This is a genomic window from Amycolatopsis acidiphila (assembly GCF_021391495.1).
GTDB lineage: Bacteria > Actinomycetota > Actinomycetes > Mycobacteriales > Pseudonocardiaceae > Amycolatopsis_E > Amycolatopsis_E acidiphila.
Map to the genome: position 1 here is coordinate 3,466,179 of NZ_CP090063.1, position 24,985 is coordinate 3,491,163.

The following is a 24,985-nucleotide window of genomic DNA, read 5'->3' on the forward strand; positions in this document are numbered from 1 at the left end:
CCCGCCGCCATCCACTTCCGCGACTACACCAAGGAGAAGCACCATGCCCAAGGTAGTGATCGTGCAATACCAGACCCATCCCGAAGCGGCCGACGAGAACCAGCGGCTGATCGAGGAGGTCATGTCCGAGCTGGACGACCAGGACCCCGGTGGGCTGCGGTACGCCTCGTTCCGCCTCGACGACGGGGTGACGTTCGTCCACGTGGCCATCACCGAGGGCGACAGCGACCCGTTGTCGCAGTCCACGGCTTTCACGGCCTTCCAGCAGGGCTTCGGCGAGCGGCACGTCACCGGCACCCGCGCGCGCAGCACCGCGTCGGTCGTGGGGTCCTACCGGTTCTTCGGGCAGGCCGCTTCCGCGCGCCATTCCACGCCTCAGTAGTGGAAGTTGCGAAGTTCTTTGAGCTTTACCCGTGCTGCCGGATGCGAACACACTCGAGGTGAACGCGAGGCGCCGCGAGGAGGGACGAGTCGACGACGACCGTGGAGCTGACCGGCGCGCGGCCGATACCCGTGGCCGGCTGGGTGCGCATTCCGGACCTCTACCGCGACCCCTACGCGATCTACCAACGGCTCCGGCCCGGGGCGCCGGTGCACTGGGTACCCGCGGTCAACCGTTACCTGGTGGTCGGCTACCAAGCCTGCCACACCGTCGAGCAGGACCAGGAACGGTTCTCCGCCAACGAAACCGGCTCGCTCATGAAGCGCGCCATGGGCCACGGCGTGCTGCGCAGGGACGATCCCGAGCACGCGGTCGAGCGCAGGTCCTACGGCGGGGTGCTGCGGCCCAAGGCCTTCAAACCCGAGGCGTGGGCCAGGGCGGAGCAGTCCTATCGCGAGGTCGACGACGCGATCGACGAGATGTTGCCCTACCTGCGCGAGCATCCTGGCGCCAGCCTGCTTTCCGCGTTGTCCGGCCTGCCCGTTCCGCTCGAGGCCGTCCGCGCGAATCTCAAGATGACGATCGGGGGCGGGCTCAACGAGCCGCGTGACGCGATCGGCACCACGGCCTGGGCGCTGCTGCGGCATCCCGACCAGCTCGCCCAGGTGCTCGAGGGCGGCCGGTGGGCCGATGCGTTCGAGGAGTCGATCCGCTGGGTCGCGCCGATCGGCATGTACCCCCGCGAGGCGACGACCGACACCGCACTGGACGGCGTGCTGGTGCCGCGCGGTGCGCGCCTAGGGATCGTGGTCGGCGCCGCGAACCGCGACCCCGGGGTGTTCGCCGATCCCGAGTCCTACGACATCAACCGGGAGCGGCGACCGCATCTCGCGTTCGGCGGGGGGAACCACTTCTGCGCGGGAGCGTGGGTCGCCCGGGCCTCGTTCGTGGGCGTCGCGCTGCCGAAGCTGTTCGCGGAGCTGCCGGGCCTGCGACTCGATCCGGACGCCTCCGCCGTGGCCGGCGGCTGGGTCTTCCGCGGCATGCTGAGTCTGCCGGTGCGGTGGGGCTGAAAGGACTGTGCGATGCCGAAAGTGACCTACCACCGGTCCGCGGGCGATCCGGACGTGCTCGACGTCCCGGCGGGCACGAACCTCATGCGGGCCGCCGTCACCGGCGGGGTGCGGGGGACCGTGGGGGAGTGCGGTGGGCAGGCCATGTGCGCCACCTGCTACGTGTACGTGCGCGAGCCGTACCTCGGCCGGCTGCCCGAGATCGGCGAGGACGAGGAGGAGCTGCTGGAGTGCACCGCCGCGCCGCGGGACGACCGGCGGAGCAGGCTCGGCTGCCGGCTCACCCTCGGCGACGGCCTCGAGGAGATCGAGGTCGACCTCCCGGCGAGCCAGGTATGACGGGGATCGGGATGGTTCGCCGGCCCGCCCCGGCGAACCAGGTGGGATCCGGGAGTCAGGGACGCGTGGCGGTGAGGTAGGAGCTCAGCGTCTGGAGCTTGTGGGCTCTCGTGACGCGCTCCACCTCGTCGGCGGGGGTGCCGGTGCGGAGCAGCCGCAGGATCTGCTCGTGCTCGGTGACCGAGGTGGCCGAGCGGCCCGGCACGAACGTGAAGCTGGACCGGCGGATGAGCGACATCCGCTGCCACTCCCGGCCGAGCAGCTCCCGCAGGTGCCTGTTGGGACACGCGTCGCACAGCAGCCGGTGGAACCGCTCGTTGAGCTCGGTGAAGCGCACGGGATCGAAACCGTTGCCCTGTAACGCACGCATCTGCTCGTTGAGCTCGGCCGCCTCGGCCAGCCGCTCCGCGCTCAGGTGTGGCGCGGCGAGGCTCGTCGCCGCTCCTTCGAGGTAGGCGAGCGTCTGCATGGCGTCGGCGTAGTCGGCGGTGTCGATCCCGGCGACCTCCGCGCCGACGTTGCGCGTGAAGTCGACCAGCCCCTCGGCCTCCAGCCGGCGCACCGCCTCCCGGACCGGGACCGTGCTGACGTTCAGCTCGCGCGCCAGCTGGTCGAGCACCAGCCGGAAGCCGGCGACGTACCGGCCACTCAGGATCCGGCCCCGCAACTCCTGGTACACCGTCTCGGACTTGGACAGCTTCGGGGCCGCGGTCTCGCTCATGGCTGCCCCTCGTTCTGCTCGGCGTCGCGGATCGTCATCGTAGCCATCACAGCTGGGTGCCGACCTTGAACCCCTCGGCCGGGCCGCCCTTGCGGGTGTAGGAGAAGCCGTCCGCGCCGATGGTCACGTCCAGCTCGCGGGACTCCTCGCGCTCCAGGACCGGAACCGGCTCCCCGTCGAGGTCGAGCACCCTCGACGCCTCGTTGTACCAGCTGGGCACGACCGGGCTGCCCCACCAGTCGCGGCGCTGGTTGTCGTGCACGTCCCAGGTCACCAGCGGGTTGTCCGGGTCCCCGGTGTAGTAGTCCTGCGTGTAGATCTCCACCCGGTGCCCGTCCGGGTCCCGCAGGTACAGGTAGAAGGCGTTGGACACCCCGTGCCTGCCCGGACCGCGCTCGATGACGTCGGTCCGCCGCAGCGCGCCCAGCTTGTCGCAGATGTACAGGATGTTGTGCTTCTCGTGGGTGGCGAACGCGACGTGGTGCATCCGCGGCCCGGCGCCGCCGGTGAGCGCGGTGTCGTGCACGGTGTCCTTGCGCGCGAACCACGCCGCGTAGGTGACGCCTTCTTCGTCACGGATGTCCTCGGTCCGCCGGAACCCGAGGTCCTCGAGGTAGCGCGCGCCCCGCGTGACATCCGGGCAGACCTGGTTGAAGTGGTCGAGCCGGACGATCGCGCCCGCGCCGTGACGTTCGTAGTTCCAGGTCAGCCGCGGAACGTGCCGCACGTCGTGGAAGAACTCGTACGGGAACCCGAGCGGATCCCGCACCCGCACGACTTCGCCGACCCCGCGCCGGAATCCGGCTGCCTCGCGGCGGACCTCGCAGCCCAGCGCGCGGTAGTACTCCTGCGCCCGGTCGAGCTCGCGCGGATGCCGCACGCGGAACCCGAACGCCGCGGTCGCGGGCACCGGGCCGGCGCGCAGCACCAGGTTGTGGTGGATGAACTCCTCGAGCCCGCGCAGGTGGATCTCGTGCTCGTCCTCCTCGGTCACCACCAGGCCGAGAACGTCCACATAGAACTCGCGCGACGCCGCGAGGTCGCTCACCACCAGTTCGAGGTAGGCGCAGCGGACGATGTCGGGCGGGGCGGGCCGGGCGTTGTCCTCGCTCACTGGTCCCCGTCCTTCCCGAACCGTGGGGTGTGCACGTCGCCGAGGGTCACGTGCACCGCCTGCTCCTCGGTGTAGAAGTCCAGCGACCGGTAGCCGCCCTCGTGGCCGACGCCCGACGCCTTGACGCCGCCGAACGGGGACCGGAGGTCCCGCACGTTGTGCGAGTTGATCCACACCATCCCGGCCTCGATCCGCCCCGACACGTCGTGCGCGCGGCGCAGGTCGTTGGTCCACACGTAGGCCGCCAGCCCGTACTGGACGTCGTTGGCCAGCTCGACTGCCTCGTCCTCGGTGTCGAACGGCGTGATGGCGACGACCGGGCCGAAGATCTCCTCCTGAAAGATCCGCGCGGTGCGGGGCACGTCGGCGAACACCGTCGGCGCGAGGTAGTTGCCCTCGGGCAGGTGCTCGGGCCGGCCGCCGCCCGCGACGAGCTTCGCCTCGGACCTGCCGGTCTCCACGTAGTTCAGCACCCGCTCGTAGTGCTCCGGGTGCACGAGGGCGCCAACCTCGGTGGCAGGGTCGGCCGGGTCGCCGACCTTGACGGCGGCGGCCCGGCGGGCGTAGCGCGCCACGAACTCGTCGTAGACCGGCCGCTCGACGAGGAGCCGCGAGGAGGCCGTGCAGCGCTCGCCGTTGAGGGAGAACACGCCGAACAGGGTCGAGTCCAGCGCGGCGTCGAGGTCGGCGTCGGCGAAGATCACCGCGGGGGACTTGCCGCCCAGCTCCATCGACAGGCCCTTGAGCCGGTCGGCGGCGCCCGCGAAGATCGTGCGCCCCGTCGTGGTCTCGCCCGTGAACGAGATCAGGTCCACGCCGGGATGTTTGACCAGCGCGTCGCCCGCGACCTCACCGATACCGTTGACCAGGTTGAACACCCCGTCCGGCAGCCCGGCCTCGGTGAAGATCCGGGCCCACAACGACGCGGACAGCGGCGTGAACTCCGCCGGCTTGAGCACCACCGTGCAGCCGGCGGCCAGCGCCGGGGCGAGCTTCCAGGACTCCAGCATGAACGGCGTGTTCCACGGCGTGATCAGCCCCGCGACGCCGACCGGCTTGCGGTTGACGTAGTTGAGCTGCATGCCCGGCACCCGGTACGCCTCGTCGGCCTGCGCGACGACCAGGTCGGCGAAGAACCGGAAGTTCTCCGCAGCGCGGCGCGCCTGCCCCTTCGCCTGGGTGATGGGCAGCCCGGTGTCGAACGACTCCATCGCCGCCAGGGTCTCGTCCTGTGCTTCCACGGCGTCGGCGATCCGGTACAGGATCCGGGCCCGCTCACGGTTGCGCATCCGCGGCCACGGGCCGTCCCGGAACGCCCGGCGCGCGGCGGCCACCGCCGCGTCGATGTCGGTCGCGTCGCCCGCGGAGGCTGTCAGGTAGACGGCGTTCGTGGTCGGCTCCAGCACGTCGAACGTCTCGCCGTGCGCGGAGCCGACGAAGGCACCGTCGATGTAGTGCTGGATGGTCTTGGGGAGCTGGAGGCCGCTCACGACAGGCTCCTCGCCGGAACTGGGGTCAGGTACTGCTCGGCTTCGGCGGCGAGCGCGCGGACTTTTTCCCGGCCCTGCTGGGTGAGCGGGACCAGCGGCGGCCGGACGTGGCCGGAGCGGATCAGCCCGCGCTCGGCCATCAGCCACTTCGACGGCGCCGGGTTGGTTTCGGTGAACAGCAGGTCCACCAGGGGATGCACGCCGTAGTGCAGTTCGCGCGCCCGGTCCCAGTCCCCTGCCACCGCCGCTTCGTAGGTCTGCGCCACCGCGGCCGGAGCGATGTTGGACAGCGCGGAGATGAACCCGGCGCCGCCGAGCGCGATCAGCGGCAGGCACAGCAGCTCGATCCCCGACCACATGAGCAGATCCCGGCCGCACAGGTGCATCACGCGGGAGAAGTGCTCGAAGTCCTTTGTGGTCTCCTTGATGCCGACGATGTTCTCGTGGTCGCGGTAGAGCCGGGCGAAGGTCTGCGGCGCGATCTCGACCGCGGTGCGCACGGGCACGTTGTAGGCGACGATCGGCAGGTCCGGGAACTCCCTGGCCACGGTGGAGTACCAGACGTAGAGCGCTTCCTGGGTCGGCCGTGCGTAGTAGGGCGTGATCACGAGGACCACGTCGGCGCCCGCCTCGGCGGCGATGCCCGTCAGCTCAAGGGTTTCGTCGAGCTTGGCCGAGCCGGTGCCGGGCGCGAACGGCACCCGGTCGCCCACCTCTTCGGCCACCGTGCGGATCGCCTCGGCGCGCTCGGCCAGGGTCTGCGACGACGGTTCGCCCGTCGAGCCGCCGATCGAGATGCCGTGCGAGCCGTTCGCCAGCTGCCAGCGCACCATCGCCCGCAGCGAGTCGTGGTCGACGACGCCTTCGCCGGTGAAGGGGGTGAACAGCGGTGCGATCGCGCCGCGGATCCGTGCTGGGTCGGTGCGGTACTTCATCGTGGTCCTCTCGTCGCGTGCTGAGGAGACTCAGCGCTGCGCGCGCCAGGTCTCGAACCGCTGCCGCCAGTCCGGATCGAGCGGGTACAGCCCGGCGACGGACTCCCCACGGCCCACCATCTCGGCGATGAAGGTCTCTTCCTGCTCCTGGGCCTCGGCGGCGGTCAGCACCTCCTCGACCAGACCGGGCGGGATCACCAGCGCGCCGTCGTCGTCGGCCACGATCACGTCGCCTGGCTGGATCGTGGCACCACCACAGCTGATCGTGGTGTCGGTCTCCCACGGCACGTGCCGCCTGCCGAGCACCGCGGGGTGCCGCCCGGCGCAGTACACCGGCAGGCCGAGTCCGGCGAGCGGGCCGGCGTCGCGCACGGCTCCGTCGGTGATGATGCCCGCGGCGCCCCGGACCTTCGCCCGCAGCGCGAGGATGTCGCCGACGGTGCCCGCGGTGGCGTCGCCGCGGGCCTCCATCACCAGCACGTCACCGGGGCCGACCGAGTCGACCGCGCGTTTCTGTGCGTTGAACCCGCCGCCGTGACCGGCGAAAAGATCCTTGCGGTACGGGACATAGCGCAGCGTCCGGGCGGTTCCGGCGAGCCGGGTGCCGGGGACGAGCGGGGCGACACCGTCGATCGACACGTCGTCGTACCCGCGCCTGCGCAGCTGCACCGACAGGGTCGCCACCGCGACGCGGCCGAGGCGTTCGCGCAGCTCGTCGGTGAGCACCGGAGCGGCAGGCGGCGTGCCCCACGCTTCGGCTCGCTGGGCGTCGTCCACCTCGGGCGGGTTACCCCAGTTCGCCAAGGCCGGTCCCGCCACGACTTCGGTCGTGAGCCGGCCGGAGGTGACGGTGTGCTCGTCGAGCGCGAAGACCTCCACCTCGATCCGCTGACCGGGCTCGGCGACCGAGGCGCCCGCCGGCGTACCCGTGAGCACGACGTCGCCGGGTTCCAGGGTCATCAGGCGCGAGAGGTCGGCCAGCATCAGCGCGAACGGGAACAGCATCCCCGCGCTGCTGTCGTCCTGCACGAGCACACCGTCGAGCCAGGTGCGCACCCCGATGCGGGCCGGGTCGAGCCGTTCGGCGGGGATCAGTTCCGGGCCCAGCGGCGTGTAGCCGTCACCGCCCTTGGAGCGCACGTTCGAGCCCTTGTCGGCGTAGCGCAGATCGTGCAGCCCCAGGTCGTTGCCGGCGGTCACCCAGCCGACGTGTGACCAGGCGTCGCCGGGGGAGACCCGGCGTGCGGCCTTGCCGAGCACGAGTGCGATCTCCCCTTCGAAGCCGAGCAGTTCGGTGGCCTCGGGGCGCTCCACGGTGCCCGGGCCGGTCACCGACGAGCTGGTCTTGAGGAAGTACGAGGGATGGCTCGAGATCCGTCCGCGCTGGGCCGCCCGCGAGGTGTAGCTCAGGTGGACCGCGATCACCTTGCCCGGACGGCTACCGAGGAGCCGGGTTACCGGGTCGACGCTCACTGCTGCCTCCTCTACGACATCCTCGACGATGTCGTATACGATTGCTGGCGATTTTGAAGCGCGTCGCGCCGCCGTGTCAAGGCTCAGCCCGCGGTGGCGGTTTCGGAGCTGTACCGGACGAACGCCTCCGCCCGCCGGGTGAGGCAGGTGCGGCGGGGCCAGCCCAGCACCACCGGCACGTCACGGTCGGGCAGCTCGGCGATCTCCTTGTGCACCACGCACAATCCCTCGTAGCTGCGGTCGTTCGGCGGCCGCTGCATGATGATCGCGTAGCCGAGGCCACGGCCGACGAGGGCGCGCGCGGTCTCACCGTTGCGCGCGCGGTAGCGCACTACCGGCGTGATGCCCGCTTCGTGACACAGTCCGAGCGAATGGTCCGGACTGGGTGGTTCCTGCAGCAGCACCACCGGTTCGTCGGCGAGATCGTGCAGCGCGACCACGGGCTCGTGTGCGAGGCGGTGGTCCGCCGCGAGCATGACGTGCGGGCGCATCCGCGTCAGCTCCACGACCCGGATCTCGGGGGAGAGCGAGACGTCGTAGAGCATGACCAGGTCCAGCTTTCCCGCCAGCAGGCGCTGTTGGAGGCCGGTCTGGTCGCCCTCCTCGAAGCCGATCGTGACGCCGGGATGCCGGTTTCCGAAGCCCTGCAGCAACTTCGGCAGCAGGACCGGGGCCAGCCCCATGAAGCAGCCGACGGACAGCAGGCCGGACAGTGCGCCGTCCGGGTTGGCCAGCTCGGTCTCCAGCTCGCGCGCCCGCCGCAGCAGTGTGCGCGCGTGCCGCAGCAGCTGCGTGCCCGAGGCCGTCAGCGTCACGCCGTGTGCCTCGCGCCGCACGCACAACTGGACCTTGAGCGCACGCTCGAGTTCGGTCAGCGCCGGCGAGATGGCCGACGGCGAGACGCGGAGCCGTTCCGACGCCCGGCTGACGGTGCCCTCCTCGGCGACGGTCACGAGCGCCGCGCAGAGCACGGCCGCCACCACGCCGAGGTGCCAGTCGTGCACGCCGTTGTAGGTCAGCAGCCGGCCGACATCATGCGGCTCGCGGCGAAGCGGGGGCGCGTCGTGGTCACGAACATCCACCCGGCGGACGAGATCGACGTGCGGCTGAGCATGAACGACCTCATCCAGCTGGAGAAGCGGATCGTCGGCGCGATCTTCGGCTCGGTCAACTCGCGGCGGGACATCCCCGCACTGATCCAGGCCTACCAGGACGGCACCCTGGACCTGGAGGGCATGATCACCCGGGAGTACCCGCTGGACGAGGTCAACCAGGGCTACCACGACCTGCGGGCGGCTACGAACATCCGCGGCGTGCTGCGGATGTCCTGAGCAGGCTCCGAGTGGCCCGGACGAAATGCCACCGGCCGTGCAGGGATAACGAAAAGCGCGGGATGCGGTTGACCGGTAACATCTTCGGCCATTCTCGCGACATCCAGACGGAACTGCCGCTCCAGACCCGGGCGGCGTCGCGTGCAGCGGACGAGCCGGGGTGTGCCATGAGTGGTGAGGATCGCGAGCCGCCGTCGGTCGACGAGTCGCTGGTGACGGCGGCTCTCGCCGGACTTCCGGGCGCCACCGGGGAACTGCTGCGCCGGCTCGCGCCTTTGGTGATGCGGCACTGCAAGCGGAAGGTGCTGCCCGGCGAACGCTGGCGGATCGACGCGGAAGACCTGGCGCAGGAGGTCGTCCTGGCCGCTCTCGCGGCATTGCCGCGCTACCACTATCCCGCCGGTGCCTTCCTCGCCTACACCTTCGCCATCGCGAACCGGAAACTCGCCGAAACCCGCCGGAGGCACCGCAACCGCGGGGTCACGCCGGTCGGGGAGTTCAGCGATGAGAGCCGGCCGCTGGCCGTCACCTGGGCGGACCCGTGGGCGGAGGTCGAGCGCGCGGACGTGCGCCGCCGGCTCACGGCGCTCCTGGCCACCCTGCCGCCGCGCACCCGGCAGATCCTCCGGTTGCGCGTGGTGGACGGGCTCTCGGCGCGGGAGACCGCCGAGGTCCTGGGCATGTCGAGCGGATCCGTGCGGGTGGTCCAGCACCGCGCGCTGAGCGACCTGCGCCGGCGGGTGCAGGCCGACCACTGGTTCCAGGTCACCTGATCCCCACCTCGCGAAAAGCGCCACATCGGTCCCGCTGCGGCGTTTCGCCCGCCGGCAGCTGGGTATCGCGAAGGCCGTGGAGCTGTGGGATGCCTTGACTTCGCGTCGTAACGTGCGCACCTATGACGACCGGCCGATTCCGGGGGACGATCTCGACCGGATCCTGGACGCGGCCCGGCGTGCGCCGTCGTCGCGGAACACCCAGCCGTGGGACTTCGTGGTGGTCACCGAACGGGACCGGCTGCGGCGGCTGGCGCAGGTGTGGCAGGGCGCCGGGCACGTGGCGACCTCCGCGGCGACCGTCGCGCTGGTCGGGCCGGTGACACCGGGCGAGGGTGAGCGGGTCGAGTACGACCTGGGCCAGGCGACGATGTGCTTGATGCTGGCCGCGACGGATCTGGGCGTCGGCAGCGCCCACGCCGCGGTGGGGGACCAGGCGCTCGCCCGTGAGCTGCTCGGATTGCCGCAGGACCGGTACTGCGCCTATCTGGTCGCGCTGGGCTACCCGGCCGACCGCCCGCTGAAGCCGATCCGCCACCCCAACCGGCGGCCCTTCGACGAGGTCGTGCACCGGGAGCAGTGGTAGCGGGAACCCACGCTCCGTCGCGATGCGTCAGGCGAGCACGAAGTAGCGTAGCCACAGGTAGGGCGCGGCCAGCAGCACGGTGACGAGGGTGACGATGCTGCCCTTGCGGGTGAATTCCCAGAACGAGATGGGATGCCCTGCCCGCAGGGCGATGCCGAGCACCACGACGTTCGCGCTCGCGCCGATGGCGGTGAGGTTCCCGCCGAAGTCCGCGCCGAGCCCGAGGGACCACCACAGCGCCTGGCCGTGGGTCTGGTCCGGCAGGTCGGCGACGAGCCCGGCGACGAGCGGGCTCATCGTCGCGACGTAGGGGATGTTGTCGATCACGCCGGAGGCCAGGGCGGACACGACCAGGATGAGCATCGTCGCGACGAGGGCGTTGCCGCCGGTGGCGTCGGCCGCGAGGTGGGCGAGGTGGTCGATCACGCCGGTGCGGATGAGGGCGCCGATCATCACGAACAGCCCGGCGAAGAACAGCAATGTCTCCCATTCGACCCCGGCGAGGTATTCGCTGGGCCGGGTGCCGGAGATCAGGACGAGCAGGCCGGCGCCGACGAGTGCGACGACCGAGGGTTCGAGGTGGAACACCGAGTGCCCGACGAAGCCGGTGAACACCGCGGCCAGCACGGCGCCGCTCTTGAGGAGCAGCGTCCGGTCGCGGATCGCTTCGCGTTCGTTGAGGGCCATGATCTCGGCGGCGCGGGCGGGGTCGGTGGTGAACGAGCCGCGGAACAGCCACGGCAGCAGCAGTGCGAGCGCGGCGATCTCGAGGACGACGATCGGGGCGAGGTTGGTGAGGAAGTCGTCGAAGCTCAGCCCGGCGCGGCTGGCGATGATGATGTTCGGTGGGTCGCCGATGAGCGTGGCGGTGCCGCCGATGTTGGAGGCGAAGACCTCCGCGATGAGGAACGCGACGGGGCTGGTGTCGAGCCGGTCGCACACGAGCAGCGTGACCGGGGCGACGAGCAGCACGGTGGTGACGTTGTCGAGGAACGCCGACGCGACGGCGGTGATCAGCACGAGCAGGAGCAGCACCCGCAGTGGCGAGCCCTTGGCGCGCTTGGCGGCCCAGATGGCGGTGTACTCGAACACGCCGGTCCGGCGCAGGATGCCGACGATGATCATCATGCCGAGCAGCAGGAAGATGACGTCCCAGTCGATCCCGGTGTCGCGGGAGTAGAAGGCCTCGTCCGGTCCCACGATGCCGATCACCAGGATCACGCCCGCGCCGGCGAGCGCGGCGACCATCTTGGGGATCTTCTCGGTGGCGATGAGCGCGTAGGCCACCACGAACACGGCGATCGCGATCGCCGCGCTCACCGGGGCGCTCCGGTCAGCGCAGGGCGTGCTCCAGCAGCCGGGGCGCGGTGATCACCCCGATGAGCTCGCCGGACTCGAGGACGGCGACCAGCGGGCAGTGCAACCGGGCCATCATCGCCGCGACTTCGACGACAGTGTCGTCGCCCTGGACCACCGGCAGCTCCGGCGGGTGCTCGGGCAGCAGCTCCCGGACCGTGCGGCCGGCGAGCTTGTCCGCGATCCGGTCCGAGGCCGACTCCGACAGCACACCGGCCAATGACGGGTCGTCCTGGATGTAGCGCGGGACCAGGAACGCCACGACCGACGCCGCGGGCAGGATGGCGTGCGGGCAGCCCGGCCCCTTGGTCACCACCAGCCCCGGCAGCCGGTGCTCCGCCAGCAGCCGGGTGGCGGCCAGCGCGTCCGAGTCGATGTCGACGCCCGGGAACTCCTCGGCCATCTGCTTCGCGTGCATGGGACCAGGGTATTGCCCGGGCCCCTGGTGCCGCCGCGAGTCCGGTCGACGACACGCTCAGCGCCGACACCACGCCGAACGCGAGAACGAGTACCACGGGCGAACTCCAGGGTCTTCGAAGATCCCGCTCCCGGTGGAACGGGCCGCCGACCAGACTTCCCGGCACTCCGTCCGTAAAGATGCCGCAAAAGGATGCGCAGCGCAAACCGGCGACGGACGCGCGGGCGGGGGTTCGTGCGCGGCGCCGCGTCCGTCCACGACGGACAGAACAGGTGCGGGGCCAGCCCGAGATCACGACGGCTTCGTCGCCGGGTGCAGGGCCGCGAGGATGGCTTGGTGGGTGATCCAGCCGGTGAGGTTGCCTGTTTTCTGGTCGAGTACGGGTAGGCCGGTTCCGGTGGCTTGGGTGAGGGCGTCGAGGGCGTCGGTGAGGTTGGACTCTTCGGTGACCAGTGGTGGTAGTTCGGCGAGGTTGCCGACGGTTTCGTCGCGTTCGTCGGTGAGTGCTTCGGCGACGGCGCGTGCGGTGATGCAGCCGCGGTATTGCCCGTCGGAGCCGATCACGGGCAGGATGCCGTGTCCGGAGAGGGCGAGTGCGCGGGCGGCGGGGCGTAGTGCGGTGTCCTCGGTCAGCGCGTCGGGCAGTGGTTCGAGCACCTGGGCGACGGTGGTGCGGGCGAGGCGGCGGGTTTCGGGGTGTTTGTCGATGTTCACGCCGCGGCGTCGTAGTTTGAGGGTGTAGATGGTGTCCTCGCCGAGCAGGGTCTTGCTGGTGAGGGTGGCGATGACGATCGCGGTCATCAGCGGCAGGATGATGGTGTACTGGCCGGTGAGCTCGAACAGGATGATGACGGCGGTGATCGGCGCCCGGGCGGCGCCGGCGAATGCGGCGCCCATGCCGATGAGCCCGTAGACGCCGGGGGAGGCGGTCAGGTCGGGTAGCCAGGTGTGCACGGCGATGCCGAACGCGGTGCCGCCCATCGCGCCGATGAACAGCGAGGGCGCGAATACTCCACCGGAGCCGCCGATGCCGATGGTGAGGCTGGTCGCGACTATCTTCCCGATGAGCAGGAGGAGCAGGAACCCGAAGACGTACTTGCCCTGCACGGCGTTCTGCAGCACCGGGTAGCCCACGCCGTACATTTCGGGCAGCAGCAGGAGCAGCCCGCCCAGGATGATGCCGCCGACCGCGGGGCGCAGCCATTCCGGTCCGCGCCAGAGCCAGTCGCAGGCGTCCTCGATCCAGTACAGGACCTTGGTGAACAGCACGCCGCAGGCGCCGACGACGACGCCGAGCACGATGAACAGCAGGTACTCGACCGGGTTGCGCAGGGTGAAGGGGGGCAGGGTGAGGAAGGCGACGTCGCCGAAGACCGCCCGGCCGACGACGCTCGCGGTGACGCTGGAGAGCACCACGGCGCCGAAGGATTCGACCGCGAAGTTGCGCAGGATGAGTTCCATCGCGAAGAACGGGCCTGCCATGGGTGCGTTGAAGGTGGCCGCGATACCGCCGGCGGCTCCGCAGGCGACGAGGACCCGCAGCCGGCCTTCGGGCAGTGTGAACCAGCGGCCGAAGGTCGAGCCCAGTGCGGAGCCGATCTGGACGATGGGGCCCTCGCGGCCGACCGAGCCGCCCGAGCCGATCGTCAGGGCGGAGGCGAGCGCCTTGACCACGGTGACCTGCGCGGGGATGCGCCCGCCGCGTTCGGCGACCGCGTACATCACCTCGGGCACGCCGTGCCCGCGCGCCTCGGGGGCGAACTTGTGGACCAGCGGTCCGTAGATCAGCCCGGCCAGGACCGGCACGATCAGCAGGAACCAGGGGCCCAGTGCGGGGAACCACGGGTGGGCCTGGCCGCCGGCGCCGGAGTAGTCGGCGTGGCCGGAGAACAGGTGGGTGAACGTGGTGATCAGCCAGCGGAACGCCACCGCGCCCAGTCCCGCGCCGGCGCCGATCGCGACGGCCAGCACCGCCAGGCCCGTCGAGCTCTCGCGCAGCCACACCCCGGCCGGCTGGCGTGCCGGCACCGGCACCCGTCCTCGTTCCCCACTCATCCTCAGCGACATGTTTGCAGTATGCAATACTTGCCCAGGCTATACGTAGTGAGTGTGAGGTAGAACGGTGCTATGTCCACCCGCCGTACCGCCGCATCGTCGGCCGCCGACGATGTCGACGCGGTCACCGATGCCGTCCTCACCGCGTCCCGGCTTCTGGTCGCCGTCTCCGCCCGCTCGATCGCCGCGGTCGACGAGTCCATCACGATCCCGCAGTTCAGGCTGCTGGTCGTGCTGGGCAGCCGGGGGCCGGTCAAGCTCACCGCGCTGGCCGAGTTCCTCGCCGTGAACCCGTCCACCGCGACCCGGATGGTCGACCGGCTCGTCGCCGCCGAGCTGGTCAGCCGCGAGGCCAACCCCGCGTCCCGCCGCGAACTGGTCGTCTCGCTCACCGGGACCGGTGCGGCGGTGGTCCGCGAGGTCACCCAGCGGCGGCGCAAGGAGATCTCCCGGATCGTCGGCCGGATGGCGCCGACCACGCGGCGTGGCATGGTCCGGGCACTGGCGGCGTTCACCGACGCCGGCGACGAGCCCGGGATCGCCGACCAGGGCGACCTCTGGCTCTGATCTCGGCGGGCACAGACCGGGGTCGGCGGGCACCGGCCGGGTCGCGGTGACTTGGTTCGCCCAGCCTGTTCGTCGGCGGCGCGATCAACGCGACGGGAAAGGCGTCCGACGTCCCCCGCTCGATCACCTGGGCCTCGCTGGTGCTCCTGGCGCGGCCGCCGTGGCCGTGATCGGCGGGAAGAAGCACGCTTCCCCCAGGGCGGCTGAACGAGGCCGAGCCGTTCGTCACTGAGCGTGTAGCCCCGTTACCCCCCTAGTCGGGGGTCACCCGGCTCCCTAATGGGGTCATTCGGGGACGGGGAGTGACCCCCGATGACGCTCGGACACCACCGGGTCTAGCCTCACCGCGTGGCAAGGTCTCTTGATCTTGCCTGAACTGCTCATCTAGTGGCTACTTCGAGGGAACACAACTATGAGCGCGGTGCAGACACTGCACGGATTCGTACTGAACCTCCTGAACGATCAACAGGCTCTGGCGGACTTCGACCACGACCCGCAGGGTGTCCTGAACGCCGCCGGGCTGGCTGACGTCACCCCGGCGGACGTGCACGACCTGGTTCCGCTGGTCACGGAGGCCGCGCCGGTCTCCATGGCCGGCGGGACGGACTCCTTCGCCGCCAACGGCGACCTCGCGACCACGTTGGACGACTCCGTGGCCAGGGGCAGCGCGGTCTCTTCCCCGCTGGTCAGCGACGTCTCTCACGTCGTCGCCGGCGGGCTGAGCGGGCTGCCCAACCTGAGCGGCGTGTTCGGCGCCACCAGCGACCTGGCCGGTGCGACCGGCCTGAACACCGTCACGGACGAAGCACTCCACACCGCCTCCGGCGTCGTGCACGAGGTCGCCGCCGCGGTCGACACCGTGCCGGTGGTCGGGCCACTGGCCGACGCGGAAGACATCGACCTGCAGAACACCGCTGCCGCCGTCGGCGACCACGTCTTCGACGGCCAGCTCGTCGGGGCCGTCGTCGACGCCACCACGAACCACCTCGGCGACGCCCTGCTGGCGCAGACCGCTGTCGGCACCGTGAGCGCGCTGCCGGGTGTCGGCGGCCCGCTCGGTGACCTGGCCGGCCAGGTGCGGTTCGACGGCGGTGCAGCGCTGGGTATCGGCAACGAAGCCCTCGGGTCCACCCCGGTGGGCACGCACAGCGGCGAGGCGCTGGCAGACCAGTTCCTCGGCGGGGACTTCGGCCCGGGCGGCGACATGTCGGACACGCTGGACCACGCCTCGTCCGCCGTCCCGGCGGTGCCCGGGGTTCCGGCCCTCCCTGCGGTGCCCGGGGTTCCGGCCGTGCCCGCCCTGCCGGCCGTGTCCGCCCTGCCGGCGGTGCCGCACCTTCCGGCCCTCCCGGCCGTGCCCGCGATCCCGGCCTCGGGCGATGTCGTCAGCTCGGTGACCGACACCGCCGGCCATGGCGGCGCGCACCTGCCCGTCGTGGACCACACCCTGGGCTCGCTCGGCGACTCCGGCGTCACGGACCTGCACCAGGACGTGGCCAGTGTGCACAGTCACGTCTACAGCATCGTCAGCCCCCAGGCCGACGATCTGGACCTGCACGGCACGGACAACCCGCTCGACCACTTCGGCCTCGGCCTCTGAGGGTGAGCACCGCGGGTCCGGGTCTCCCAGCGAGAGGCGCGGACCTGCGGTCGTGCAGAGCCCCGGTATGAAGTCGATCCACGAAAGGATCGTCTCCGTACCGGGGCTCTGCGTCTTTCCGTGAGGTGTTCGAGCGGCGCAGGCGCACCTGGCGTCCCTCGGCCGCCGAATCAATCAGTGATTGATTCGGCGCTGGGGAACGTGCTGTGCTGGTCGGGTGCGAAACACCGACGCCACCACCCGGGAGCGCCTGCTGACCGTGGCCGAGCGGCTGTTGCTGGAACCCGGCTACGACGCGGTGTCCGTGCGGGCGATCAACAGCGCGGCGGCCATGAACCCGGCGGCCGTGCACTACCACTTCGGTTCCAAGGACGCACTGGTCGCCGCACTGCTGGAGGCCCGGCTCGCGCCCGTGTGGCAGCGGCGGCTGGACGAGGTCGCCGAGCGGCGGCGGGGTGGCTGGGTGCCCACGGTGGCGGAACTGGTCGATCTCGTGGTGACGCCGCTCGCCGAGCTGGCCGCGGACCCGGTCGGGCAGCTGCGGCTGCGGCTGCTGGCCAGGTTCGTGCTCGGACGGCGGGAACCGGCGTGGACGTCGCGGTGGTTCGGGCTGGGGCCGTGGATCGAGCTGCTGCGGGACGCGCGGCCGGAGCTCTCGAAGACGGGCGCGGCGCACCGGTGGCTGCTCGCCTTCGGACTGGTGCTCCAGTTCTTCTCCGACGCGATGCCGGGCGAGGTGCCTGTCGACACCCTGCGCACGTTCGTCGCCGCGGGGTTGGCGGGGTCATGACCGACGTCTTCGCGCCCGCGCAACTGGGGCCGGTGCGGCTGCGCAACCGGATCATCAAGGCCGCGACCTTCGAGGGGGCCACCCCGCAGGCCCTGGTCACCGACCGGCTGATCGAGTTCCACCGGCGTCCGGCCCGCGGCGGGGTGGGGATGACGACGGTCGCCTACTGCGCGGTCTCCCCGGAGGGCAGGACCGACCGGCACCAGATCTGGATGCGCGACGAGGCGGTGCCCGGGTTGCGGCGGCTGACCGAAGCGGTGCACGCGGAGGGTGCGGCGGTGAGCGCGCAGATCGGACACGCCGGGCCGGTCGCGAACGCGGCGTCGAACCGGCTGCCCGCGCTGGCACCGGGACGGTTCCCCAACCCGCTGGGCACGCGGATGACCCGAGCGGCCACAGTGGACGATCTGGACCGGGTCGTGCGCGCGCACGCCGGAGCGGCGCGACTGGCCGTCGAAGCCGGCTTCGACGCCGTCGAGATCCACTTCGGACACAACTATCTGGTCAGCTCGTTCCTCAGCCCGAGGCTGAACCGCAGGCGGGACTCCTACGGCGGAGCACTGGAGAACCGTGCCCGGCTGGCACTGGAGATCGCGCGGGCGGTCCGGGACGCGGTGGGCGACCGGATCGCGGTGACGGCGAAGCTCAACATGGACGACGGGGTGCCCGGCGGGTTCTGGCTGGACGAGAGCGTGCGGGTCGCGCGGTGGCTGGAGGCGGACGGGACCGTCGACGCACTGGAGCTGACCGCCGGCAGTTCGTTGCTGAACCCGATGTACTTGTTCACCGGGGACGCGCCGCTGCGGGAGTTCGCCGCGCAGTTCCCGCCGCCGCTGCGGTGGGGCGTGCGGGCGGCCGGTGGCGCTTTCCTGCGCAGTTACCCGTTCGAGGAGGCCTACCTGCTCGAACGGGCACGCCAGTTCCGCGCGGCGCTCGACCTGCCGCTGATCCTGCTGGGCGGGATCACCCGGCTGGAGACGATGGAACAGGCACTGGCGGAGGGTTTCGCGTTCGTCGCGATGGCACGCGCGCTGCTGCGCGAGCCCGACCTGCCGCTGCGGCTGCGCTCCGGGGCCCGCTCGCTGTGCGTGCACTGCAACAAGTGCATGCCGACGATCTACCGTGGGACGCGCTGTGTGCTGGCGGCCGGATGATCGCCGTGACGGGGTCCGCGTCGGGGATCGGCGCCGCCGTGGTGCCGGCGCTGCGGGCGGAGGGACACGACGTGATCGGCGTGGACCTGCGGGACGCGCAGGTGCGTGCGGACCTGGGCACTCCCGACGGCCGGCAGCGCGCGATCGACGGGGTGCTGGACCGGTGCGGGGGTTCGCTGGAGGGGCTCGTGCTGTGTGCCGGGCTCGGACCGCACACGCCGGATCCGGTGCGGATCATCGAAGTGAACTACCGGGGGGCGGTCACGGTGCTGGACGGGCTGTTCCCCGCGCTGCGCACGGCGGCGGTGGCCGTGTCGTCGTCGGCCTCGACGATGGTGCGGTGGGCGGACAACCCGATCGCACGCGGCGAAGAGGCCGCCGCGCTGGCGGACGCCGGTGAGTACCGGGGACAGCTGGCGTACGCGTGGTCGAAGAACGCGCTGACGGTCGCGGTGCGCAGCCGGGTCGCCGAGTGGGGCGCCGCCGGCGTGCGGCTGAACACGGTGGCCCCTGGCGCGGTCGACACGCCGCTGCTGGCGGGTGGCCTGGCCGACCCCCGCTACGGCGACGCGATCCGGAACTACCGAGCACCGATCCCGCGGCACGGCAGGCCGGCGGAGGTGGCCGCGCTGATCGTCTACCTGCTGGGCCCGCGCGCCGGGTACGTCCACGGCGCTCAGTTCATGATCGACGGCGGGTCGGACGCACTGATGCGACCCACGGAGTTCTGAAGGACGCTGCGTAACCGGCTCCCGGCCTGCAGGCCCGGCTGCCACCTGACCGAGGGCTCGCCCACTTTCCGGCACCGGCCCGTACCCAGCGCGCGCCCGCGGCGGTCGGTAAATGGCTGGCGCGCATCCCGATGGAGCGGGGACGATCTCGTATCGCGCTCGGCCCGTCCGGAGAGGAAGTCGTGATGACCGTTCTCGCGTCCCGACCCGAAGTCCGCGCGGTGGCCGGGACATTGCGCGGCAGCAGGGAGGCGGGTCTGGCGGTCTTCCGTGGCATCCCGTTCACCGAGCCGCCGGTCGGCGCGCTGCGTTTCGCCGCACCGCGGCCGGTACGGCGGTGGAGCGGGGTGCGGGAGGCTGTGACCTACGGGCCGCCGCCCCCACAGGCCGGTGCGTTCGCTATGGACGCGCTGTCGCGGGACGCGGCGGGGGACTGGCTGACGCTCAACGTCTGGTCGCCCGACCCCGGCCCGGGCGCGGGGCTGCCGGTCATGGTGTGGATCCAGGGCGGCGCCTACGCGATCGGCATGGCCAACCTCCCCGAGTACGACGGCGGCCGCCTCGCGCGGGACGGCGGCGTCGTCGTGGTGACCTTCAACTACCGCGTGGGCATCGAGGGCTTCGCGCAGCTCGACGGCGCGCCCGCCAACCGAGGCCTGCTCGACCAGGTCGCCGCGCTGGAGTGGGTGCGTGACAACATCCGGGCTTTCGGCGGCGACCCTGATCAAGTCACGGTCTTCGGCGAGTCGGCGGGCGCCGGATCGGTCGCGGCGCTGCTGGCGATGCCGTGTGCGGCTGGGCTCTTCCGCCGGGCCGTCGCGCAGAGCGTGCCGGGCACGTTCTTCTCGGCGGAGCTCGCCGCCGACATCGCCGCCGCCTGCGCCGCCGAGACGGGGCTGCGTCCCACGGTGGCCGACCTGTCCGCCGTGGCCCCGGCCCGACTGGCCGCCGCCGGTGACGCGGTCACCGCCAAGATGGGCCGGTGGGCGGGGCGCTGGGGCCAGGCCGCGCACAGGTCGATCCCGTTCTCGCCCGTCGTCGACGGCGATGTCCTGCCCGCCACCCCTTGGCAGGCCCTGGCCGAGGGCGCCGGCCGGGACATCGAACTCCTCGTCGGCCACACCCGCGACGAGCAGCGGCTGTTCACCGCGCTGGACGGCTTGCTCGGCCAGGTGACGCCGGAGCAGGCGGCGACCGCACTGGAAGTCTTCGCCCCCGGCCCGGACGGTGCACGCCGGTACCGCGACGGCTTCCCGGCCGCCGGCCCGGACGAGCTGTACCAACTGGTCAACTCCGACTGGCTGTTCCGGATGCCGACACTCCACCTCGCCCAGGCGCAGACCACGGCCGGCGGCCGTGCCCACCTCTACGAGCTCACCTGGCCCGCCCCGGGGATGGGCGGTGCCCTCGGTGCCTGCCACGGGCTCGACGTGCCACTCGTCTTCGGCAACCTGGACAGCGGGGGGCCTGCCATGCTGATCGGTGAGGACGCCGCTGCCGAGGCAGCGGCGCTGTCCACGGACATCCGTGGCGTGTGGACGGCGTTCGCCACCCACGGCGACCCCGGCTGGCCCGCGTACGACACCGGCCAGCGCCTCGTGCGGCTCTTCGACACCCGCCCGGCGGTCACTGCTTACCCGGAAGAGGCCTCCCGGCTGATCTGGCAGGACCACACCTTTTCCGTGCTGCCACTGCTCGGCCGGTAGCGTCGACCGGCCCACGATCCCGGACGCAGGGATATCGTCCGCGGGTTGGGCTTATCGCAGGTACCGGCTCAGCACCACGGCCTCCGCCCGGAGCCGCTCGGCAAGGTCCTCGCGGCCGAGTTGCCCATACTGCTGCGCGGCGGCCGAGCGCTCCTGCACCTCGTTCTCGACGATCGACGGTAGATCGGCCTCGGTGAGGTGACGGCGTTCTGCTTCCGCCGCGCCCAGGCCGGTCGCCGCTCCCGCGACGTGTTCGTTCCCGGTGACGCTGTCCGACGCGCTGTCGACGGGGACGGCCTCGGCATTGTCGATCGCGGCCAAGGCGGAGCGGAGTGCCGTGACGGCGACGCGGTCCCGGGCCTTGAGAGCCGCTGTCAGGTCGTCACGCAGGCTGGTGCGCATCTGACGATCTTCCCAGCACCCGGCCAACTCGAGCGACTCATTTTCCTGGCGCCGCAGCCCGGAGTCGGCGGGCTGCGGGTGCTGTCACGGCTGTTTCCGGATTCCGTCCGCAGGACGACCAGAGCCGGCCGCGGGTTTGCGCGGTCCCCGCCTCCTCGGTGCGGTTGCGCGCGCGCAGCTTGGCCATGGCGCTGGAGAGGTAGTTGCGCACTGTGCCCTCGGCCAGGAACAGCCGCGCCGCGATCTCGGCGTTGCTCGCCCGTCCACGATCGCGCGCAGCAGTTCGCGTTCCCGGTCGGCCCGAGCGACGTGACCAACCCGCCGCCGACCCGGTACGTCCTGCCGCTGGCCGAGATGAGCACGATGACCGCCCGGCTGCTGCTCGACCGCATGCAGCACCCGCGCGACGCGGCTCCGGCGGAGCCGAACGTGATGCGCTTCGAGGGCAGGCTCGTGGTCCGGGAGTCCACGGCGCCGCCGCGGTCGCACGAGCTCAGCTGACCTGGAAGACCTCGGGGTGCTGCGCGAGCTCGACCCGGGTGCGGCGGATGTGCAGTTCCAGGATGCGCTCGGCGGAGGTGTGGTCGCGGTCGCGCAGGGCCTCGATGAGCAGCCGGTGCTCGGAGCCGATGATCCAGCGGCGGCGCTCGCCGGTGAGCCTGGTGAACGCGCGGCGGTAGTGCTGGGTGGTGTCCCACAGCCGGGCCACGATCGACGCCAGCTCCTCGGCCTGGTGGTGGCGGTAGGTGGCCCAGTGCAGCTCCCGGTCGAGCACCAGGAACTCCTCGACGCCGGGTGCCTGCTCGATCCGGTCCTGCAGCCGGGCCAGCCCGGCGATGTCGTCGTCGGACAGCCGGGGTGCGGACTCGGCGAGCAGCAGGGGCTCCACCCGCTCGCGGATCTTGTAGCTGAGCTCGCATTCGCGCATGTCCATGCTGGTGACCCACGCGCCCTGGTTCGACCGCAGGGTGACCAGGCCGCGCGACTGCAGGATGCGCAGCGCCTCGCGCACCGGCAGCCGGCTGGTCCGCAGCTGTTCGGCGAGCTCGTCCTGGATGATCCGGGTGCCGGGCGGGAGCGTGCCGTTCAGGATCTGTTCGCGGATCTCCTCGGCGATGCGCTGGCTCGCGACGGCCGCCGGCACGCCAGTGCGACCAGTCACCCTCGGCTCCTTCCGGGTCAGGCGAAGGCTTCGGGGTTGCGATGGAACGCCTTGCCGTGCGGATAGGACACTAGCTCACACTGCAGACCCCACGGCGACAGGAAGTACACCCAGCGTTGCCCTTCGTGCGGCCCCTTGCTGGCGGTCGGCTCCCCGAGCACGCGCAGGCCGCGCCGGCGCAGATCGGCGATCGCGGTGTCGAGGTCCTCGACGTAGAACGCCAGGTGGTGCCCGCCGATGTCGCTGTTGCGCGGTGGGTCGAGACGCTGGTCGGGCGCCTGGTACTCGAAGACCTCGAGGACCGCCTGCCCGCCGAGCCGGTAGAAGTGCAGCCGCGGCGCCACGGCCCGTTCGTGCACGCCGAGATGCTCGCGCATCCAGCTGCCGTGGTCGTCGCGCAGCGGGCCGAGCGTGTACAGGTACTCGCACCCGAGGACGTCGACGAAGAACTCACGGGCCTGGTCGAGATCGGGGACGGTGATCCCGAGGTGATCGACATGAGTGAGGCCGGGGATGGGCACGACAGCTCCAATGGATCCATTACGGCTTGCATTTGCTGATCCTGGCGAGCATAGTACGAAAAGAGTTGCCAGTTGGATCCATATGGCGAGAATTCCGTCTTCAAGGAGCATTGATGCCCACCCGTGAGAACCTGGCTGCCGCCGCCCCGTGGGTCGAGCTGGCGACCTCGGCCGAGGACTGGGACGGCGCGGATCCGGACCTGCTGCTGCGGATGCTGGGCCAGGCGCTGTGGATCCGCACGTTCGAGGAGTACGTGCTGGAGCTGGCCGCGCAGGGGCTGGTGCACGGGCCGGCCCATTCGAGCATCGGGCAGGAGGGCGGCGCGGTCGGCTCGATCGTGTCGCTGCGCAGCGACGACTACGTCAACGGCTCGCACCGCGGGCACCACCAGTTCCTGGCGAAGGCGTTCGGGCACGTGATGGCCCGCAAGTCCGGCGTGCTGCCCGAGCTGGACGACGAGGTGCGCACGGTGCTGCGCCGCACCCTCGCCGAGATCTGCGGGCTGGCCGAGGGCTACTGCCGCGGCCGGGGCGGCTCGATGCACCTGCGCTGGCGCGAGGCGGGCGCGATGGGCACGAACGCGATCGTCGGCGGCGGCGTCCCGCAGGCCGCGGGCTTCGCGTTCAACCAGCGCCGCGCGGGCACCGACGCCGTGACGGTGAGCTATTTCGGCGACGGGGCGGTGAACATCGGTTCGGTGCTGGAGACGTTCAACCTCGCCGCGGCCTGGCGGCTGCCGGTGTGCTTCTTCATCGAGAACAACCAGTACGCGGTCTCGACCTCGGTGGCCGAGGCGACCGCGGAGGCGCGGTTGTCCGGCCGTGGCCCGGGCTTCGGGATCCCGAGCTGGCGGGTCGACGGGATGGATCCACTGGCTGTGCACCTGGCCATGACCGACGCGCTGGCGCACATGCGCGCCGGGAACGGCCCGGCGATCGTGGAAGCCGACCTGTACCGGTACCTCCACCAGAACGGGCCGTACCCGGGCAGCGCGTTCGGCTACCGCGACAAGGCGGAGGAGCAGGCCTGGCGCGACCGTGACCCGGTGGACCTGTTGCAGTCGCACGTGGTCCGGCGTGGACTGGCCACTGTGGACGAAGTGGCGGCCGCGCGCGAGGAGGTCACCGCGGCCCTGCACGAGATCGGGGACTCGCTGCTCGAACCCGTGCCGGACGGCAAGCCGGGGCAGCGCCGGATCAAGGCCTCCGCCTGGCCCGGCCCCGGGTTCGTCGACGTCGGGGTGCGTGGTGACCTCGGTGAGCTGGCGGGGAGCCGGTACGAGGAGGCCGAAACGTTCTCGGGCGAGCTCGCCGAGCGCCGGTTCATCGACGTGGTGAGCGAGGTCCTCGGGCGCCGGCTGGAGACGGACGAGCGCGTCGTCGTGCTGGGCGAGGACGTGCACCGCCTCAAGGGCGGCACCAACGGCGCTACCCGCCGCGCTTGCGAGGTCGCGCCCGAACGGGTGCTGGGCACCCCGATCAGCGAGAACGCCTTCACCGGGCTCGGCGGCGGGATGGCACTGGACGGGCGGTTCCGGCCGATCGTCGAGTACATGTACGCGGACTTCATGTGGGTCGCGGCCGACCAGTTGTTCAACCAGGTCGCCAAGGCCCGCCACATGTTCGGCGGCGAAAGCCCGGTGCCGTTCGTGTTGCGCACGAAGCTCGCCGCCGGTACCGGGTACGGCTCGCAGCACACGAACGATCCCGCCGGGGTGCTCGTGACGGCGCCCGGGCTGCGGGTGGTCGCGCCGTCGAACCCGTTCGACTACGTCGGCCTGCTCAACACCGCGCTCGCCTGCGACGACCCGGTCGTGGTGCTCGAGCACGTCGACCTCTACACCTCGACCGGGGCAGGCCCGGTGTCCGATGTGGACTACCGGATCCCCGTCGGCAAGGCGGCGCTGCGCCGCGAAGGCGACGACCTGACCGTGATCTCGTACCTGTCCATGGTCGGTCACTGCCTCGAAGCGCTCGACCAGGTGCCGCAGCTGCACGCCGACCTGGTCGACCTGCGCTGGCTGGACCCTGCCAGCCTCGACTGGGACACCATCGAGCGCAGCGTGCGCAAGACCAACCGCGTGCTGATCGTCGAGCAGGGCGCCCGCGGCATGTCGTACGGCGGATGGCTTGCCGACGAGATCCAGCGCCGCCTGTTCGACTGGCTCGACGCGCCGATCGAGCGCGTCACCGGCGCGGAGGCCTCGCCGAGCATCAGCAAGGTCCTCGAGCGGGCCGCGATCGCCTGTACCGAGGAAGTCGTCACCGCACTGCGCGACATCGCCGCCCACTGACGTCGAGAGAAC

Annotated in this window: 27 protein-coding genes; 14 read left to right on the forward strand and 13 right to left on the reverse strand. The window is 71.3% G+C overall.

From position 1 onward, the window contains the following. Nucleotides 1–43 precede the first annotated feature (43 nt). The 3 genes from LWP59_RS16850 (at nt 44) to LWP59_RS16860 (ending at nt 1,794) form a co-directional block, all read left to right on the forward strand. Nucleotides 44–382, forward strand: coding sequence for an antibiotic biosynthesis monooxygenase family protein (locus LWP59_RS16850; protein ID WP_144639496.1), 339 nt, complete (start codon nt 44–46; stop codon nt 380–382). A 101-nt stretch (nt 383–483) separates the two neighbouring features. Then, complete coding sequence (locus LWP59_RS16855) at nt 484–1,455, forward strand: cytochrome P450 (protein ID WP_144639498.1); 972 nt, start codon at nt 484–486, stop codon at nt 1,453–1,455. A gap of 12 nt (nt 1,456–1,467) precedes the next feature. Beyond that, nucleotides 1,468–1,794 carry a 2Fe-2S iron-sulfur cluster-binding protein gene (locus LWP59_RS16860; protein WP_144639500.1) on the forward strand — a complete coding sequence of 109 codons (327 nt, stop codon included), beginning with the start codon at nt 1,468–1,470 and terminating at the stop codon, nt 1,792–1,794. A 55-nt stretch (nt 1,795–1,849) separates the two neighbouring features. Here the strand turns inward: LWP59_RS16860 and LWP59_RS16865 are convergent, their stop codons facing one another. The 6 genes from LWP59_RS16865 to LWP59_RS16890 all read right to left on the reverse strand — a co-directional run bounded on the left by LWP59_RS16865 (nt 1,850) and on the right by LWP59_RS16890 (nt 8,531). Then, on the reverse strand, nt 1,850–2,515 hold the full coding sequence (locus LWP59_RS16865; RefSeq protein WP_144639502.1) for a GntR family transcriptional regulator: 666 nt from the start codon (nt 2,513–2,515) through the stop codon (nt 1,850–1,852). Nucleotides 2,516–2,561: 46 nt separating this feature from the next. Then, nucleotides 2,562–3,629 carry a 3,4-dihydroxyphenylacetate 2,3-dioxygenase gene (gene hpaD / locus LWP59_RS16870; RefSeq protein WP_144639504.1) on the reverse strand — a complete coding sequence of 356 codons (1,068 nt, stop codon included), beginning with the start codon at nt 3,627–3,629 and terminating at the stop codon, nt 2,562–2,564. Beyond that, complete coding sequence (gene hpaE / locus LWP59_RS16875; RefSeq protein ID WP_191334830.1) at nt 3,626–5,119, reverse strand: 5-carboxymethyl-2-hydroxymuconate semialdehyde dehydrogenase; 1,494 nt, start codon at nt 5,117–5,119, stop codon at nt 3,626–3,628. The genes hpaD and hpaE overlap by 4 nt, the downstream gene beginning before the upstream one ends. Beyond that, complete coding sequence (dapA, locus tag LWP59_RS16880; RefSeq protein ID WP_144632275.1) at nt 5,116–6,054, reverse strand: 4-hydroxy-tetrahydrodipicolinate synthase; 939 nt, start codon at nt 6,052–6,054, stop codon at nt 5,116–5,118. The genes hpaE and dapA overlap by 4 nt, the downstream gene beginning before the upstream one ends. 30 nt (nt 6,055–6,084) lie before the next feature. Continuing rightward, complete coding sequence (locus LWP59_RS16885; RefSeq protein WP_144632273.1) at nt 6,085–7,527, reverse strand: fumarylacetoacetate hydrolase family protein; 1,443 nt, start codon at nt 7,525–7,527, stop codon at nt 6,085–6,087. Between the two features lie 83 nt (nt 7,528–7,610). Continuing rightward, the gene (locus LWP59_RS16890; protein ID WP_144632270.1) at nt 7,611–8,531 is read right to left on the reverse strand and encodes a LysR substrate-binding domain-containing protein; all 921 of its coding nucleotides are present in this window, start codon (nt 8,529–8,531) and stop codon (nt 7,611–7,613) included. Here LWP59_RS16890 and LWP59_RS16895 point away from each other — a divergent pair. The 3 genes from LWP59_RS16895 (at nt 8,526) to LWP59_RS16905 (ending at nt 10,217) form a co-directional block, all read left to right on the forward strand. After that, a complete protein-coding gene (locus LWP59_RS16895) occupies nt 8,526–8,858 on the forward strand; it encodes an MDR/zinc-dependent alcohol dehydrogenase-like family protein (protein ID WP_144632267.1) in 333 nt (110 codons plus the stop codon). The genes LWP59_RS16890 and LWP59_RS16895 overlap by 6 nt on opposite strands. Nucleotides 8,859–9,025: 167 nt before the next feature. Further along, complete coding sequence (locus LWP59_RS16900; protein ID WP_186382994.1) at nt 9,026–9,631, forward strand: sigma-70 family RNA polymerase sigma factor; 606 nt, start codon at nt 9,026–9,028, stop codon at nt 9,629–9,631. Nucleotides 9,632–9,707: 76 nt separating this feature from the next. Further along, nucleotides 9,708–10,217: a nitroreductase family protein gene (locus LWP59_RS16905; protein WP_144632262.1), complete on the forward strand. Its 510-nt coding sequence runs from the start codon at nt 9,708–9,710 to the stop codon at nt 10,215–10,217. 27 nt (nt 10,218–10,244) lie between these two features. Here the strand turns inward: LWP59_RS16905 and LWP59_RS16910 are convergent, their stop codons facing one another. From LWP59_RS16910 to LWP59_RS16920, 3 genes are all read right to left on the reverse strand, one after another. Then, nucleotides 10,245–11,537, reverse strand: coding sequence for an ArsB/NhaD family transporter (locus LWP59_RS16910; protein ID WP_144632259.1), 1,293 nt, complete (start codon nt 11,535–11,537; stop codon nt 10,245–10,247). A gap of 13 nt (nt 11,538–11,550) precedes the next feature. Continuing rightward, on the reverse strand, nt 11,551–11,991 hold the full coding sequence (locus LWP59_RS16915) for a CBS domain-containing protein (RefSeq protein ID WP_144632256.1): 441 nt from the start codon (nt 11,989–11,991) through the stop codon (nt 11,551–11,553). A gap of 291 nt (nt 11,992–12,282) precedes the next feature. Continuing rightward, nucleotides 12,283–14,058, reverse strand: coding sequence for a chloride channel protein (locus LWP59_RS16920; RefSeq protein ID WP_144632253.1), 1,776 nt, complete (start codon nt 14,056–14,058; stop codon nt 12,283–12,285). Between the two features lie 60 nt (nt 14,059–14,118). On the opposite strand from LWP59_RS16920, the gene LWP59_RS16925 reads away from it, so the two are divergent. The 6 genes from LWP59_RS16925 (at nt 14,119) to LWP59_RS16950 (ending at nt 20,594) form a co-directional block, all read left to right on the forward strand. Beyond that, the gene (locus LWP59_RS16925) at nt 14,119–14,613 is read left to right on the forward strand and encodes a MarR family winged helix-turn-helix transcriptional regulator (protein WP_144632250.1); all 495 of its coding nucleotides are present in this window, start codon (nt 14,119–14,121) and stop codon (nt 14,611–14,613) included. Nucleotides 14,614–15,025: 412 nt separating this feature from the next. Continuing rightward, complete coding sequence (locus LWP59_RS16930; protein WP_144632247.1) at nt 15,026–16,213, forward strand: IniB N-terminal domain-containing protein; 1,188 nt, start codon at nt 15,026–15,028, stop codon at nt 16,211–16,213. Nucleotides 16,214–16,430: 217 nt separating this feature from the next. Then, nucleotides 16,431–17,003: a TetR/AcrR family transcriptional regulator gene (locus tag LWP59_RS16935; protein WP_144632244.1), complete on the forward strand. Its 573-nt coding sequence runs from the start codon at nt 16,431–16,433 to the stop codon at nt 17,001–17,003. Then, nucleotides 17,000–18,157: an NADH:flavin oxidoreductase gene (locus LWP59_RS16940; RefSeq protein ID WP_144632242.1), complete on the forward strand. Its 1,158-nt coding sequence runs from the start codon at nt 17,000–17,002 to the stop codon at nt 18,155–18,157. The genes LWP59_RS16935 and LWP59_RS16940 overlap by 4 nt, the downstream gene beginning before the upstream one ends. After that, nucleotides 18,154–18,888: an SDR family oxidoreductase gene (locus LWP59_RS16945; protein WP_144632239.1), complete on the forward strand. Its 735-nt coding sequence runs from the start codon at nt 18,154–18,156 to the stop codon at nt 18,886–18,888. The genes LWP59_RS16940 and LWP59_RS16945 overlap by 4 nt, the downstream gene beginning before the upstream one ends. Nucleotides 18,889–19,073: 185 nt before the next feature. Further along, nucleotides 19,074–20,594, forward strand: coding sequence for a carboxylesterase/lipase family protein (locus LWP59_RS16950; RefSeq protein ID WP_144632236.1), 1,521 nt, complete (start codon nt 19,074–19,076; stop codon nt 20,592–20,594). Nucleotides 20,595–20,645: 51 nt separating this feature from the next. Here the strand turns inward: LWP59_RS16950 and LWP59_RS16955 are convergent, their stop codons facing one another. Both LWP59_RS16955 and LWP59_RS40715 read right to left on the reverse strand, forming a co-directional pair. After that, nucleotides 20,646–20,996: a GatB/YqeY domain-containing protein gene (locus LWP59_RS16955; protein ID WP_144632233.1), complete on the reverse strand. Its 351-nt coding sequence runs from the start codon at nt 20,994–20,996 to the stop codon at nt 20,646–20,648. Nucleotides 20,997–21,033: 37 nt separating this feature from the next. After that, nucleotides 21,034–21,207 (reverse strand): hypothetical protein, encoded by a 174-nt coding sequence (locus LWP59_RS40715; protein WP_308431735.1) that lies wholly within the window; start codon nt 21,205–21,207, stop codon nt 21,034–21,036. Between the two features lie 98 nt (nt 21,208–21,305). Here LWP59_RS40715 and LWP59_RS16965 point away from each other — a divergent pair, with 98 nt between their 5' ends. Further along, nucleotides 21,306–21,497 (forward strand): LacI family transcriptional regulator, encoded by a 192-nt coding sequence (locus tag LWP59_RS16965; RefSeq protein ID WP_144632230.1) that lies wholly within the window; start codon nt 21,306–21,308, stop codon nt 21,495–21,497. Here LWP59_RS16965 and LWP59_RS16970 read toward each other — a convergent pair. Together LWP59_RS16970 and LWP59_RS16975 are read right to left on the reverse strand one after the other, a co-directional pair. Beyond that, entirely contained in the window at nt 21,490–22,158 is a 669-nt protein-coding gene (locus LWP59_RS16970) for a GntR family transcriptional regulator (protein ID WP_144632227.1), read from the reverse strand. The genes LWP59_RS16965 and LWP59_RS16970 overlap by 8 nt on opposite strands. 17 nt (nt 22,159–22,175) lie before the next feature. Beyond that, the gene (locus LWP59_RS16975) at nt 22,176–22,679 is read right to left on the reverse strand and encodes a VOC family protein (RefSeq protein WP_222425394.1); all 504 of its coding nucleotides are present in this window, start codon (nt 22,677–22,679) and stop codon (nt 22,176–22,178) included. 113 nt (nt 22,680–22,792) lie between these two features. Here LWP59_RS16975 and LWP59_RS16980 point away from each other — a divergent pair, with 113 nt between their 5' ends. After that, nucleotides 22,793–24,973: an alpha-ketoacid dehydrogenase subunit alpha/beta gene (locus tag LWP59_RS16980; protein ID WP_144632221.1), complete on the forward strand. Its 2,181-nt coding sequence runs from the start codon at nt 22,793–22,795 to the stop codon at nt 24,971–24,973. Nucleotides 24,974–24,985: the final 12 nt, after the last annotated feature.